The organism is Pontibacillus salicampi (assembly GCF_042434395.1).
GTDB lineage: Bacteria > Bacillota > Bacilli > Bacillales > BH030062 > Pontibacillus > Pontibacillus salicampi.
This window is the reverse complement of the sequence record NZ_JBHLTP010000002.1, coordinates 1-15,271: the sequence shown is the minus strand read 5'-3', so window position 1 is coordinate 15,271 and position 15,271 is coordinate 1. Positions and strand designations below refer to the sequence as shown.

General features: G+C 39.8%; 13 protein-coding genes and 1 pseudogene. 2 read left to right on the top strand and 12 right to left on the bottom strand.

Annotation, left to right across the window (positions count from 1 at the left end; all coding sequences use genetic code 11):
• Positions 1–16 precede the first annotated feature (16 nt).
• Positions 17–1,135 carry a bifunctional transcriptional activator/DNA repair enzyme AdaA gene (locus tag ACFFGV_RS00830; protein ID WP_377344643.1) on the bottom strand — a complete coding sequence of 373 codons (1,119 nt, stop codon included), beginning with the start codon at positions 1,133–1,135 and terminating at the stop codon, positions 17–19.
• A gap of 62 nt (positions 1,136–1,197) precedes the next feature.
• The gene (locus tag ACFFGV_RS00825) at positions 1,198–1,881 is read right to left on the bottom strand and encodes a GNAT family N-acetyltransferase (RefSeq protein ID WP_377344641.1); all 684 of its coding nucleotides are present in this window, start codon (positions 1,879–1,881) and stop codon (positions 1,198–1,200) included.
• Between the two features lie 168 nt (positions 1,882–2,049).
• Here ACFFGV_RS00825 and ACFFGV_RS00820 point away from each other — a divergent pair, with 168 nt between their 5' ends.
• Entirely contained in the window at positions 2,050–2,841 is a 792-nt protein-coding gene (locus tag ACFFGV_RS00820) for a GNAT family N-acetyltransferase (protein ID WP_377344640.1), read from the top strand.
• 5 nt (positions 2,842–2,846) lie between these two features.
• Here the strand turns inward: ACFFGV_RS00820 and ACFFGV_RS00815 are convergent, their stop codons facing one another.
• Both ACFFGV_RS00815 and ACFFGV_RS00810 read right to left on the bottom strand, forming a co-directional pair.
• Complete coding sequence (locus ACFFGV_RS00815; protein ID WP_377344789.1) at positions 2,847–3,221, bottom strand: hypothetical protein; 375 nt, start codon at positions 3,219–3,221, stop codon at positions 2,847–2,849.
• Positions 3,222–3,271: 50 nt separating this feature from the next.
• Positions 3,272–3,859 (bottom strand): nucleotidyltransferase domain-containing protein, encoded by a 588-nt coding sequence (locus ACFFGV_RS00810; protein ID WP_377344639.1) that lies wholly within the window; start codon positions 3,857–3,859, stop codon positions 3,272–3,274.
• A gap of 214 nt (positions 3,860–4,073) precedes the next feature.
• On the opposite strand from ACFFGV_RS00810, the gene ACFFGV_RS00805 reads away from it, so the two are divergent.
• Positions 4,074–4,604 carry a DUF420 domain-containing protein gene (locus tag ACFFGV_RS00805; protein ID WP_377344638.1) on the top strand — a complete coding sequence of 177 codons (531 nt, stop codon included), beginning with the start codon at positions 4,074–4,076 and terminating at the stop codon, positions 4,602–4,604.
• Positions 4,605–5,190: 586 nt separating this feature from the next.
• Here ACFFGV_RS00805 and ACFFGV_RS00800 read toward each other — a convergent pair.
• The 8 genes and pseudogenes from ACFFGV_RS00800 to ACFFGV_RS00765 all read right to left on the bottom strand — a co-directional run bounded on the left by ACFFGV_RS00800 (position 5,191) and on the right by ACFFGV_RS00765 (position 14,771).
• Complete coding sequence (locus ACFFGV_RS00800; protein WP_377344636.1) at positions 5,191–6,015, bottom strand: MBL fold metallo-hydrolase; 825 nt, start codon at positions 6,013–6,015, stop codon at positions 5,191–5,193.
• A gap of 159 nt (positions 6,016–6,174) precedes the next feature.
• Positions 6,175–7,314 (bottom strand): DEAD/DEAH box helicase, encoded by a 1,140-nt coding sequence (locus ACFFGV_RS00795; RefSeq protein ID WP_377344635.1) that lies wholly within the window; start codon positions 7,312–7,314, stop codon positions 6,175–6,177.
• A gap of 133 nt (positions 7,315–7,447) precedes the next feature.
• Positions 7,448–7,924: a helical membrane plugin domain-containing protein gene (locus ACFFGV_RS00790; RefSeq protein ID WP_377344633.1), complete on the bottom strand. Its 477-nt coding sequence runs from the start codon at positions 7,922–7,924 to the stop codon at positions 7,448–7,450.
• A complete protein-coding gene (gene fdhF / locus ACFFGV_RS00785; RefSeq protein WP_377344631.1) occupies positions 7,917–10,859 on the bottom strand; it encodes a formate dehydrogenase subunit alpha in 2,943 nt (980 codons plus the stop codon). The genes ACFFGV_RS00790 and fdhF overlap by 8 nt, the downstream gene beginning before the upstream one ends.
• A gap of 23 nt (positions 10,860–10,882) precedes the next feature.
• Entirely contained in the window at positions 10,883–11,686 is an 804-nt protein-coding gene (gene fdhD, locus ACFFGV_RS00780) for a formate dehydrogenase accessory sulfurtransferase FdhD (protein WP_377344630.1), read from the bottom strand.
• Between the two features lie 172 nt (positions 11,687–11,858).
• Positions 11,859–12,800, bottom strand: a complete 942-nt coding sequence (locus ACFFGV_RS00775; RefSeq protein ID WP_377344628.1) for an alpha/beta hydrolase — start codon at positions 12,798–12,800, stop codon at positions 11,859–11,861.
• 123 nt (positions 12,801–12,923) lie between these two features.
• Positions 12,924–13,538 (bottom strand): annotated as a pseudogene (locus tag ACFFGV_RS00770) (LysE family translocator).
• 297 nt (positions 13,539–13,835) lie between these two features.
• Positions 13,836–14,771: a BsuPI-related putative proteinase inhibitor gene (locus ACFFGV_RS00765; RefSeq protein ID WP_377344627.1), complete on the bottom strand. Its 936-nt coding sequence runs from the start codon at positions 14,769–14,771 to the stop codon at positions 13,836–13,838.
• Positions 14,772–15,271 lie beyond the last annotated feature (500 nt).

Sequence of the window (15,271 nt, the reverse complement as noted above, 5' to 3'; positions counted from 1 at the left end):
TCTCTGCTTGTATAACTTACCCTTCCCTTTCCGTTTGAAGCAATGGATTATCTGGAATACAATTAGTTGTAGTTAAGAAATGCTGTTGTTCATGATGAAGCAGCCACTTTTTTCGGTGTAAACCACCACCATATCCAGTAAGAGACCCGTCAGCACCAATTACGCGATGACAAGGTATAATGATTGCTAGTTGATTAGCCCCATTCGCCCTTGCCACAGCTCTTACTGCCTTAGGGTTTTCTATACATTGTGCTACTTCCCCATACGTTTTTGTCTCCCCCATTGGTATAGTTTGGAGGACATTCCATACCTCTTGCTGAAACCGGGTCCCTCCGGTATGGATAGGAGTATGGAAGCCCAACAATGTACCAGTGAAATATTCCTTTAGTTCCTCTTCTATTGACTGAATCGAGTTGGCATAACCGGGTACAATTGCTGCTTTAGTCTTGTATCTCAACTGTTCAATTTCTTTTTCCAACCCTTTACGGTCCACAAATTCCAATAAATATAAGGCCGTATCATCTCCTATGGCAATCATCGGTCCGATCGGGGTATCCAGCCATGATGCATACAGGAGTTGATCTGGATTTCGAACGGAAGGAGGGGCTCCCATAATACTTGAGAAAGCATCTCGAAACCCACTTCCTGATTCGTATCCAGTCAACACTTGAGCGTGAATTACAGATTTCCCATTACGTATTTCTTTCATAGCAAGTCCCATCCTCCTAGCTCTTGCGTATTCAACAAAGGTCATCCCAAACCGCTTCTTAAACTGTCTTCTAGCCGTAGACGGGTCAATATGCAATGCCCTTACATCGCTATCCCTCCATCTCTTTTCAGGGTTTCCCTCCACTAGTTCCACAAGCTGTTGGACTAGCTCTGACGCCTGATTTGGATGGGATAAGGGTTTGCAGCGCTGACATGGTCTATAAGATGCTAAAAGTGCACCTTGGGCAGTTTCAAAGAACTCACAATTCTCGAACTTAGGCTTACGGGCAGGACACGTTGGTCTGCAAAATATTCCTGTCGTTTTCACTCCTACAAAAAAAACACCCTCATAATCCTTCTTTCGTTTTATTAACGCTTCATACCAGTCCCTATGCACAGATGACAATTCTCCACCTACTTTCTTCATTCGCTGTTAGTTTATCATATCTGATTCTTTCCCATTAAACAGCCGAAAATCAGGCAATTATTTTATGATTCTATCATTCTATGAATGTTCATTTGCTGTAAACATTGATTTAATGTCGCTTTATCTATCCCGTTAATACGATAGTATTTTTGATAATATATTTCATAAATCATTGCATTTATATCACTCACAGTAGTGGTAACGTTTTTACTATAAAGGTGGAGTGGGACAATCTCTTCCCCTTGATGAAGAGGGGGTTGTACATATACTATGTCCTTCATTATGGAGTAACCATTTCGGGAAAAGAATAATGCTCTTTTATCACACTCCTCTTTTTCTAACATGGTGTGGACGCAGTCCTTATGTTCGGTTTCTAACAAAATGTCAGCTATCTCATGATACCCAGCCTGTCTGGCATCATAGTGTAATCGCTCTTCTAGAGCCCTCAGGGTTTCAGCCCCAATCCCTTTACTCCTTAAATGTGGATCTGTCACTATATATACAATAAACCCAGCATTAATAGAGGAAAAATAATGACCTGTAGCAAAGCTGACCACTTTACCTTCTTCCTTCCCGACGATAAATCTATAAGTTTGACCCGTTGCAACTTCAGCCTTCCGCATACTATCATAAAATGTTTGTTGAGGTTCTCTTACCTCTTCCGGAAATGATTCCTTGTATAAATCAAGTCCAACGTTTATTTCATGAATGTTTACCGCAGTAACATCCAACCATTCCAGTGACATAATAAGCTTCCTTTCTATCCGTTCTTATGTAATGAATGAGAAATATTTTACAGGTACTGTGTCAAAAAGGAAAGTTTTTTTCAGAACATTTCTATAACAATTTACTAATTGCTCATTATTTGCTAATATTTAGAAACATTTACTGCAGAAAAAAAGGAGGGGTTAGCCATGATTAGAACAATGACTCATCGTGATCATATACAGGCAATGGAGCTTCTACATATGAAACCATCAGAAAATCTATTTATTATAGGGGATATTGAAGCATATGGATATGAGCAGGAATTCCAAACTCTTTGGGGAGATTATGCACCTGATGGTACTTTGAGAGGGGTATTATTAAAATACGAACAAAATTTCATCCCATATGCGCCTGATTGGTTTGATGCTGAAGGGTTTGCTCACATCCTAAATAACGATCCTAACTTTCGGATACTATCTGGGTTAGATGGAATAACGAGTCAGGTGAAACCTTTCGTCAAACGAAATCCTGACAAAAGCAGACTACTCTATTATGCGAAATGTGATTCGAAAGACAGCCTACAGCTTGCTTCCATTGATGCCAACATAGAGAAAGCAACCGTTACAGATATAGATAGTATTCTTCACCTCCATAGTGAGATAGAAGAATTCGCCTCTAGTACTACAAAAGAAGAAATGAAACGCAATATGGAAAATGGGCTGACCCGCACATACTACATTAAGGACGACGGCATAATTGTTTCTTCCGTGTCTACAGCCGCTGAGAACTCACAATCGGCCATGATAATAGGTGTATGCACTTTGCCTTCCTACAAAAGACAAGGACTTGCCACACAAAGCATGACAAAATTATGCTATGATATGCTCGAAGAAGGTAAGGAATTGTGTTTATTTTATGATAACCCTAGTGCCGGTAACATTTATAAGCGGATAGGATTTAGAGATATAGATAAATGGGCGATGCATACGTACGAGTAATGTTCCTATTCTCCCATTGCTAGCAAATATCTTTTAGTCTTTCCTTTGTAGTCGACAATAAGGATAGGTTTCTTTTCTTTTGTCTGATATATAGGAGCACCATTAGGGACTTTGGTAGCCATGCCTTTTGCTATTGTCCCTATTTTTGCTTCCTTCGTAAGCTTTTCCTTCTCAATCCAATCTGCTCCATGCACATACACTGTACCATCCTTCAGTTCTATTAAATCCGCATCTGGATTGAGTCGAAGTACTTGCTCTCTGTTCAACTTACCTCCAAACTGTTCGCCAGGGGAATGGGAGAAAAGAGTAGAACCGACATTAGTCATTCCTAAGAAAAACAGCAAGACAATAACAGTGCCTATTAATACATAACTGAGCACTTTCAACGCTAATTCTCCTTTATTTTTGTTTGCATTTCGTTGATAAGTATTTAACAACACTTAACCCTGTTTTGCACTATCTTAACCCATGGATGAGTAGGATGTAAACGCTTCATAGCTGCTAACAGCCACTGCATTTTCCCCATAGGCAAGTAAGGAAGAACTGTTTCAAAATCAACCGAGTCTTTCTCCTTAGTATTCTTCATTTTATATAGTAATACAATTTCAGGTTGAAGAAATGGAATATTCATGTCTGAGTATCCCCATACCTGATCTAAAGAAAGCTTGATGTCTGTTTTCCTCCGAAAACACCAATCATTAGCCTGTTCTTCATTGAGGAGAAACTCAAGCCTCATCCCTTCCTCCTTTTTCATTGCATGTATCTCATGTATAGGCATTTCTAAATACTCTCCATTCCATCTTAGTAATTGTCCTTGTTTCACACTATAACAATCCCATCCTGATAAATGCTCAAATAGTTGCTGTTGATTGCCTCGCAAAATGCCTATATCTACATCACTATGTTTTCTAGTTTTACCCCCAACATAAAGATCGATAGCCCATCCCCCAACAATAAACCATGTTGCGGGAAAAGAGGCCATAACTCTTTGCACCGATTGTAAATCATAAATGGTCACAACCTGTCCTCCTTTAATCTTTATCCTAGTTTAGAAAAATGTATAGCAAAAGCTCACTTAGTCTTAACAAAAAGCATGACCCTTACCTATCCCCTCTCACAATGTAAAAAAGTTAACAAACACGTCACTTTTCAAGCCGGCTCTTTAATGAATTTACGTTTATTTTTCGATATACTAGAATTGCCCTATATTCTATACGAAAGGTTGAAACACTATGGAACTTAAGAAAGAATATAATTACGTACCATGGGTAGTAGGCTTATCCATTGCTATAAACGCCATTGTAGTTGCATTATTATTCATCCCCGAGATAGATGGTTCAATGGGATTCAATATAAAGCTTCTTCCTCTACTCAATGCAATCTTGAACTCGTTTACCTTTGTCTTTTTACTAGCAGCTTTGTTTATGATTATAAGAAAAAATGTTACATGGCATAAACGGTTCATATTTGCAGCCTTTAGCTCAACAGCATTGTTTCTAGCATCCTATCTAACCTATCATTCTATGTCATCGTCTACTTCCTATGGGGGCGAAGGTATATTGCAGTTAATTTACTACTTTATTTTAATCAGCCATATTGTACTTGCTGCCCTTATCGTTCCTCTAGCCCTATTAACCTTATTTAGAGGATTGGCCATGAAAGTGGACAAACACCGAAAAATTGCCCGTTGGACCATGCCAATCTGGTTATACGTTAGTTTGACTGGTGTTATTGTTTATATCATGATTTCTCCTTATTATTAAGGCCTTAATCCAATGCCTATATGTGGCATTGGATTTTTAGGTTGACCTATATAATGGGGAGATAGTGGAAGACTTGGATTCTTGATAAGTTGAAAGGAGTATAGAAAGAGTAGTTGATTGGGCTGGAATCACTCTGCTTTCCTACGGACGAACGGCTGAGCCTCCTCAGTCGGCAAAGAACGCCGCCTTCCGGGGTCTCTGCTCATTCGTTTTTCCGCGGGAGTCTCCGTGATTCCAGCCCAATCAACGCTAAAAGGAGCTTTCTTTCTTCTAGCTTGGAGACCCACTCAAATAGGCTCAGAAGGAAGTTCACCTAAAAGCGCTACATCCTGTAGCAATGGTGAACGACCCCACGTCGTGTGGGGCCGCAGGAAAGCGAAGCTATTTCCGAACACTCAACTCGCCTTTCAGCAACGGACCAACATTATCTCGAATCCAAGTCTTCCACACAAGGGTGCTATTCAGAAATTTTCAACAACGTAAGTTAACAGTGTCTTTTTTCGAAGTTTTTATCTATAGGATAGAAATTCCTCCCTAATGAATACCAAAAGTAAGCGACGGTAATCTCTGACTTTTTCTATAAAGGTTACGTTTGAAACAAGTTACCTTCTAATGCCTCTATGTATCTTTGCGCTGAACGTTGTACAGCTAGGTCTGCGTCCACTTGCACAACCTTATGAAAAGCATTATATAATCGGTTGAAAGGCAAATCTTCCACCTTCTTTGCAATTTCCTTCACTTTAAATGCTGGTAAAGGAATCAAATTAGGGTAGCTATACATGAAGCTCACCCAGTTCGTATCGGCGACTACTTGGATAATATCACCCGTTAATAGAGTTCCTTTACCATGATTTCCGCTTCTCCAAAGCAGAACAGCCCCTCCTTTAAAGTGACCTCCCAATCGGTGTAGTGTAACATTATGGTGGATCACCAGCTGTTCTCCTTCCCATAATTTGATATGCTGACTCGGTTCCATAATCCACTCCGCATCATCTTGATGGATATATATAGTCGCTCCAAAAGTTTCAGCCCAATCTACTTGCCTGGAGTAATAATGAGGATGGGACAAAGCAATGACATCGATTCCTCCCAATTCCTGGATTGCCTGAATTGTTTCTTCATCGAGATAGCTAATACAATCCCATAAAATATTACAATCGTTTTCCCTAATTAAATAAGCAGTCTGACCAATGCCAAACTTCGGGGAGGTCGTAATGCTATATAGGTTTTCTTCTTCTTGGGAAATGATATTTTGATATGCTCCACTTTCCACTATTTTCTCATGAGTCGTCCACTGCTGCCCATTTGGGTTTACAAACTGACGCTCTTCTGTACAAATCAAGCATGAATCTGGTTTTGTTTCTGGTGCAGCATATTGTACGCCACAAGTAGTGCACATCCATTTACTCATTATCATATCTCCCATTCTTTGAAATGTTTACGTTTATAACATCTATTATATAGAATAGCGGAATGGACACATAGTTACTACTTTTCATAGAATGAATTTCTTTACGACTTTGGATGTAGATGCAAAAAAAACAACCTGAATACTTCAGGCTGCTTCTAGTTACTTTTGAACTGTTTGTATGTTCCCTTTGATGAGTTCTTTTTCATGTAGGGTAATGCCAAGCTCTCTCGTATGCTTTTTCAATATTTTTTCTTCCCCTTTTGTAGTAAGGGAAATGACAGCACCTTGTTCAGATCCAAGTCTGCCAGTTCTGCCGGAGCGGTGTACATAATCTTTTACTTCCTCTGGAATGTCGACATGCACAATGTGAGTGATATCTGATATATCAAGGCCACGTCCTGCTACATCAGTTGCGAGTAGCAAGTCTGCTTTGCCCGAGCGGAATGCTTTAATGGCTTTGGCACGGTCCTGTTTTCCTGTCTCTCCGTGTAATTCAGCGACATTAATTTTTCGATACGCAAGCTTTTCAGCCATTACATGTAAATTCCCAGCATCTCTTACAAAAGCAAGTACTTTTCCATTCGTTGCACGCACTAACTTTTGCAGCGTCTCTACCTTCTTCCGACTTTCACATTCGATGTACCCATGTTCTACTTCTGGCTGTTCCCCTTCACCACTTTCTACCTTTATCATTTCTGGGTCTTTCATTATTTGTTGGGCCTTCTCTCTTGTTGCCTCGGAAAGTGTTGCAGAAAACAAGAGAAGCTGCCTATCCTTTAGGGTGCTTTTAATGATATTATCAATTGTTTGCTGATGTTCAGGGACAAGTAGTTGATCCCCTTCATCAAGAACAATTGTTTTCACTTCGTGCATTTTCAGCTTCTTTTGTTTAATTAATTCATATACTCTGCCTGGAGTACCAATTACAAGCTGAGGCTTCTTCTTCAATTTTTCCATTTGTCTCTTTACATTAGCTCCGCCAATTAACGTGGTGCTTGAAATATTACTTCCTTCACTCCACTTTTGTACCTCTTGATGAATTTGCATAACTAATTCATGAGAAGAAGCCAGAATTACACCCTGGACTTGCTTCATATCAAGATCTATTTTTTCTAATAAAGGCAGCAGGTATGCCAATGTTTTTCCACTTCCTGTTGGAGCTTTTGCTACAACATCTTTTCCTGCTTTAATAAAGGGAATTGCTTCCCGTTGAATAGCAGTAGCCTGCTTGAAAGCAGCTTTATCCCAATTACTTTGTAAGAATTGTGGTAGCTGATGATATAAATTGTTTTGAGTCATCCTTGTATTTCCTTTCTACATGGCACCATAAGACCATAAACCTTTAATAAACATGTGTTACGTCCTCTAGTGTACCTTATTTCCCTATAGATGTCCGTAACTCTTTTCATACCACTGTTATTATTTTTCATACTTACTTCTGATTGGCCCCTAATCCTTTTAAAAAATGAAGCATCATAGTCACTCCTTGATTTATTTCAGGATCTTTCAGGGCTCGAATTAAGTCTAAATAGCTCGTATTCTCCTCTTGCTCTACCGCCTTATGAGCATAATCCAATCCTTGGTTAATTCTGGTGGTTATGCTTCGTACATGATGCACATCTAATTCACCCAAAAGAAACATAAAACCACCAGCATTTTCCAGGACGCTGGTATATCGGTCTTTGTTCATTTCCCTGACGACATTTGCAAGCGCATCATCCTTATGTTTAACAAGGGCGGTCAGCATATCCAACAGCTCCGCTTCATCCAGAGCTTGAATTAGTTCTATTGCTTTGTGGAGAGAATCACCGGAATCCGCTATCTGTTGTTGCAGTCGGTCTACTCTTCTTGCTCTAACTTCAGCTACGCTTAGTTCCATCCGTTTAATTTTGGAGATCGCTTTAGCCATCTTGATTCACCTTCTCTCCAGGGAAACTGTAATCTTCTCGCTCCCATTTCTTTTCCACCTTTACGCCTATTTGAGGTTGAGGATTGCCGCGACGATGATTATTATAAGGTATGGGAGAAGTTCCCTGTTTTCTTAAAACCTCAAGGCTTACTGCAATCTCTTTATAAGCAGGAGTATTTGTATCTTTGTCCACACTGTTATCTGTTAACAGGTTTACAGCAGATTTCCCGTTGTCATTTAACGGAAGATACAATTGATTTCCTTGAACTCGATCTGTTACGGTTACAGTTACTGTCGCTTCTCCTGCATTAGAAGTTAACTTAACAAGGGCTCCTTCCTTCATTCCCCGTTCCTTCGCCAGCTCTTCTGATACCTCAAGAAATGCACTTGGCGTCTTACGAGTAATACCAGGTGATTTATACGTCATATTTCCTTCGTGAAAATGTTCAAGCAGCCGTCCATTGTTTATATGAAGGTCAAATGTTTCTGACAACTCATAATTTGGTTCGTAGGTCAAAGGATAAAATCGTGCTTTACCATCTGCAAACGGAAAACCTTCCGTATATAATAGCGGAGTATCTGTCCCATCTGGCGCTACCGGCCACTGCAGACTATTGTAACCCTCCAGACGTTCATACGTAACCCCAGCAAAAAGTGGGGCCAGGGAGGCTGCTTCCTCCATAATATCTGCCGGAGATTGATAGTCCCAATCATATCCAAATTGCTTAGCAAGAAGGGTTAAAATTTCCCAATCAGGCTTTGTATCCTCTAACGGTTCTAAAGCTCGGTACAATCGTTGAATGCGACGTTCTGTGTTAGTAAAGGTTCCTTCCTTTTCAAGGCTTGAGCATGCCGGAAGGACGACATCAGCATATTCAGCCGTTTTCGTTAGAAACAAGTCCTGAACAACAAAGAAATCCAGTTTTTCAAATGCAGCCGTCACGTAATTAATATTAGAATCAACTACACCAGTATCCTCCCCTAGAACAAACATAGCTCGTAAATCGCCATCATGTATGGATCTAATCATTTCATGGTTATCTTTTCCATCCTCATTCGGTAAAGGGTGTCCCCACTTCTCTTCATACCTGCTTCTAACCTCATCATCTGTTACAAATTCGTATCCAGGCATGAAATTGGGGATACTGCCGAAATCACTGCATCCCTGTACGTTATTATGACCTCTTAGCGGATAAGCTCCTGCTCCGTGCTTTCGGTAATTACCCGTTGCCAGGAGTAAATTTGAGATAGCTGTACTCGTATCACTCCCTTGCTGGTGCTGAGTAACTCCCATAGCCCAGCAAATTGCTACTTTGTCCTGTTGGGATATCGTTTGAGCGATTTCTTTAATAACTTCTTTATCTAACCCTGTATTCATTTCCGCAAATTCCAAGGTGTATGAGGCGAGACTATCATAAAATGCTTCAAATCCGTTAACGTTTTCCTTTATAAAGGCTTCATCATGCCATCCTTGATCAATCATGTACTTCGTAACAGCAGAAATCCAAACGAGGTCAGACCCTGGATAAGGACGATAGAAAGCATCTGCCCGTTTAGCCATTTCATGCTGACGAATATCAAACACAAGCAATTTCTGATTAGATAGCTTCTGTGATCGCTTCATTCGAGAGGCTAATACTGGGTGAGATTCAGCAGTATTCGATCCAATTGTAATAACAAGATCTGCTGAAGCTATGTCATCTATAGATCCTGCGTCCCCTCCATGACCCACTGTGCGAAACAGCCCTTTCGTTGCTGGAGATTGACAATAACGGGAGCAGTTATCAATATTATTAGTACCAATTACCTGACGAGCAAATTTCTGCATAACATACGATTCTTCATTGGTTGCTTTAGAAGAGGATATAAACCCAATGGAATCTGCACCATGGTTTGTCTTTAATGCTGTCATCTCCTTATAAATCTTCATGAGAGCTTCTTCCCACTCTGCCTCCCTAAAATAATCTCCCTCTCGGATGAGTGGCTTTGTTAATCGTTCTTCACTCGTGACATAATCCCAGCCGAATTTACCTTTTATACAGGTGGATATATCATTTGCTGGAGAGGCTGGCTGTGGCTCCACCTTCAATACCTTTCTCCCTTTTGTCCATACATCAAAGGAACATCCCACACCGCAATATGTACAGACCGTTTTGGTTTTGTTAATACGCTCCTCCCTCATGTCCGCTTCGGTATCAGAAACGGCAAACAAAGGACCATACCCTGGTTCTGCTTTCTTAGTCAGCTCAATCATGGACCGGAGCAGGCCGGGCTTCTGGTCGGTTAGAAATCCTGCTTCTCCCTCCATTCCCTTCTCGAGCAATGCATTACAGGGACACACGGTCACACATTGACCACAATTGACGCAGGAAGATTCATCGATTGGGACATCCTTATCCCATAGAACACGGGGCTTTTGACGTTCCCAATCAATGGTCAGCGTTTCATTCACTTGAACATCCTGACATACCTCTACGCATCTTCCGCACAATATACACTGATCTGGGTCGTAACGATAGAAGGAACCAGATCGGTCTACATCATATGGCTTGTCTTGAAATGGTTTATTTTGCTCTTCCACCCCATAGGCTGCTACGGCATTATGTATCTCACACGCTCCGTTGTTATAATCACATACTGTACAATACAGCTCATGATTACTCATAATACGATCTAGCGCTTCCTTTTGCGCCTTCTTCACCAGTTCCTTCTTTGTCGAAATATTCATCCCTGCCTGCACGGAAGTACTGCAGGCACGAACTAGCTCCCCATCAGCCTCTACTATACAAGTGTCACAAGTCTGAATAGGACCAAGCGATTCATGATAACAAATGCTAGGTATTTTTTCACTGTCCTGGACAAGGGACAATATGGATTGCCCTTCACCCGCGAGATATTCTTTGCCATCAACCATTACAATTAAATGTTCATTCATTTCATTTCCTCCTTGTATCTTGTTCAAGAAGTGGATTCGTGGATGATGTTCTCTGGATGTGTATATATGTTTAACCGATTATTTCGTATAAACCCAACAGTAGTTATGTTTAAATCGTTAGCTAACCGAAGAGCTAAATCAGTAGGAGCCGAGGGAGATAAAATGAACCCTATACCAATTTTAGCTACCTTCAGCAGTACTTCGGAGGATATCCTCCCACTGAATACTATCTGGGCGTTCCTTCGTGGACTATGCTCCCTTAGCATATACCCATAGACTTTATCAAGCGCATTATGTCTGCCGATATCAACAGCACGGTATTGTATCGATTCCTTCGATGCTAGTGCAGCCTGATGTACACCTCCTGTACGCTTAAAGTCATCTGATTGTTGCTGAAACGCTTTCATTAAATGGATAATATCCTCTATAATTATTTGGTGTTTATGTACAATAGTTCTAGCAGTCTTAGCGTCCTGTGTGTAATAAAATTCTCTGCTTTTTCCACAGCAGGAGCCAATGAATCGTTTGGTCCTCCCCCAATCTGTGTCTAGCAGCTCCTTCTTTAGATCAACATAGGCAAAGCCAGCTCCTACATCAACCTGTAGCGTTTGAATCTCCTCATACGTAAGGATCAATGCTTCAGAGGCTAAAAACCCGATAACCAATTCCTCTAACTGGCAAGGTGAGCACACCATCGTAGCGTATTCTTTCCCATTAATAACAATCGTTAAAGCAAATTCTACCGCAACTTCATCTTCTAGTTGCGTTACCGATTGGTTTTCATATTTATGTATCGTCCACGATTGAATAATCGGCTTGTCTTCCATAGTACCGCCCCCTCACACTCTCTTTATACCACTGGCTTTTCTTAAGGAAACAAATGTCTGTTACATCCTGCTGAAGAATTCCTTCAGGCTTACCATGGAGCAAAGGCTACCAATACATCACTCATAATAAAAAAGACTTCTGTAAATAGAAGCCCTTCTCCTGTCTTTGCTATTATTTTTTTGAAATGATTTGCTGTATTTGACGAAATACTTCTCTTCGTATAGCACCTACTTCATTAAATAAATGGTGCTTTCCTTGATCAATTAACACAAATTCTCCTTTAGGAAATTTCTTTTGCAGGAATGACAAATTATATCGCCAATCGACGGTTTGATCTATATTGCCCTGTAGGACGAATAATCGTTCTGAACTTATTTCTGCATGCTTCATGCTTTTATTCCACTCCATTAATGCATGCAGCCATTCAAACGGAATAGTGTTATATTGCAGCGGGTCTTTTCGAACGAACTGTATGTAATTAGCATCCGAAGAGTTCTTCCGATATTTTCTCCCTATCCCATTCATAAATGGCTTAAGGAAATAGTATCCTGCAACACTAAGCTTCCAATAGGAGGATCGTATAAGGGGAGCAACTACTACCACTTTATGAAAAGGGTGATGAGGTTGTTTGAGCAAGTAATTTATTAATATAGCCCCACCTGTACTATGCCCAATTGCGTAAAATGGACCTTTAATTTGATGCTGCATGTCATCTATCACTGATTGAAGAGTGATACCATAATTATCAAACCTTTTAGTGGATAACTTCTCTCCTCCAGATAATCCGTGTCCCTCCAAATCATATACTACGACCCTCTTTTGCTGATGTAGCAAATAGCGGATAGCATGCTGTAAATGACCTGCGTGATCAAAATAGCCGTGCAAAAGCAACACTGTTCCATCTGGGTCAGGAGGTGCATGCATCTGTACCATGATTTTTTTGCCATTGGTATCTACTGTCCCTAAATGAAAAGAAGCTTCTTCAAAATCCAGATGATAAAACTCAAGGTAAGTCGTTAACTCGCTCGTTAACGGAGTTGGCATACAGAAATCAATTGGCTGCTGATTGGATGCCACTTGTTTCAATATTCGTTGAAAAGCTTTTTCATCCATTTATAATCACCTGCAGTTAAGGAAGAGTCTATCACGCTCATTATTACCTTCTACTGAAAAAATAAGCATTATACAGCTACTTTCCTCTCCCACTATCCCAAGACAATATACGTAGAGTATCATTTATGGAATTAACTCATCCCCAATTATTTTCCCACCGATTACAACAAAGAAAGTTCCAAAAGCAATGTCTACTCCTTTTTGTATTCTCATGACAGCTGAACGTACAAACCGCATCCCAATAAGAAAAAGGATTGGAATATACCACATACTATTCCCTAGTAAAAAAACAACACCAATAGTAACTGATTGGTTCATTAGTTGATCCGAAGAGGAAAATTGAGGGAAAATACTTAAAAAAAATATACTTACTTTAGGATTAAGCTAATTGGTAATAAAACCACTGCGAAAGGCTTGTCTCTTTAAAAGAGTCTCTTTTGCTTTATTCGTTGTAGAGTCTTTGGGATGAGGAACTAGATTTTTTAGCTTCTTGCAACCAAGATATATTAAATATACCGCACCCAGCAGTTTCATTGTCGTGAATAACATGGCTGATTGCTTCAAGACAACAGAAAGCCCCACAAGAGCAAACAATATGTGTAAAGAGAGACTGCAGCGATTACCAAGAAGCGTCATATACCCAGCGGTACGCCCATTACTCAAAGTGTGCTTTGTCATTAAGAAAAAATCAGGACCGGGAGATACAGCCAAAGCAAATCCTAGTAACCAAATATCCACCAACACCTTCCCCACCTTCCTGAACTGTTTAAGAGAGTTATTTGTGTCACCATTATTTCATCTACACAAATTGCTTAAAGAAATTGTATAAGAAGGAAAGCGATTTGGAAAGGAATACCCACCAGTAGTTCGGTTGATAATCCTAGGTATTTTTGAACAATGATTTCAACTATATAGCGGTTAAAATGCTTCTATATCATGATGGAGCACTGTTTCATCTCTGTTTTATGGATTAAGGTAAAGTATCATCGTATTTTAATGGGGGTGAGGTAGTTGCTTGTAAAACAGGAAAGGTCCTTACTCTACTACAAAATCTTTTTGCACTCTTGCTTCGGAGACGTTTTTATTTTTCAACCAGAATTCAATTGTATAATTGCCAGGTTCCAAATTGTCTAACACGGTAGTAACGGTGTGCTCCTCCCCTTGCGCAATAGCAATTTCCTTAAATTCATGGGTGAACTCTTTTCCCTCTGAGTAACTCCTTATCTGCTTCCCATCCTTATATAATGTGTAGTCATATTCTTTTCCTGATACCCCTAATACAACCTCTCGTTCCGTTTGATTCTTAATAGTATAGGTGACTTGCACCTCCTCACCGTTCAATTGCTTATAGGTAATAGAAGGCTGTAGGCTTCCTGCCACAATAGATGGAGTTCCACTACTTGCTTCTGAAGGTTCTTCGACTATAAACTCTTCTGTCACTCTCGCACCAGGATATTCGTTATCTGCTAGCCAAATATCAATCTTATAGCTCCCAGGTGCTAAATTCAACGTTTCCGATTCCAGTTCCATCGATTCGTCCGGCTTCAGGACGGTTTTCTCAAATTGCTTTGTAAATAATTTTCCTTCTGAATATTGTTTAATCTTTTCTTTATCCTGATACAGAATATAATCATATTTTTTTCCGCTTAACCCAATGGTTTGCTTCTTATCGGATGTATTTTCAACTGTAAAAATAAAGCGGTGTCCATTCTCCTCTTTTGCTAGCTTTACATCTGCATGAAGCGGAGATTGACCCATTAAGACATATGTGTACGCGTTATTCATTGTTGTAATAAATTCATCACCTGGGTGATTTTGAATAGGCATAAACTGATAGGTTAGTAAGGATTGCACTGCATAGGATTGAATCGAATCAGATGGCAACTGATTAAGCTGTGGCTTCGCAATTACATTAGACATACCAAGTATAACTAGCCCTGCTACGATGATGAGACTGCCCACTTTCCTCATTTATCATCCCTCCGTTTTTTTTTCTAAAGTTATGCTTACAAATAATATAAATAATATATTATTATCTAGATACTGGTTAGCTGGATAGCTCTCTTCCCTTCTTTTTCATTAGAAGTTCTTAGGCCAGTTGTGGGTATGATCAAACTCTTCCTGTAGTTTGGCAAAAAATTTTGCTTTTAGTCACTTCAAACGGAGCACCCTTAATCTGTAACCCTTTCCATTATCCAGCCTTCTAGGTTGTATAAAACCATTAAAAACTATCTATAATATAAGTCGTTCACCATTGTTAAGAAGTTACAGCAAATGAAAATATATCTAATTTTTCTTGTGTACCATTAAGCGATAATCGAAAAAAAAAGCTCCCATTCCATTTATAAAATGTACCCTATAGAGTAGACACTTAAAAAAAGTCTCTCTATAGGGTACTTTTATGTATACTTAGAATTAACTAAATATATGGGGGATGGTCTTGTTGAGTAAAAGAATGTTTACAGGCCAAG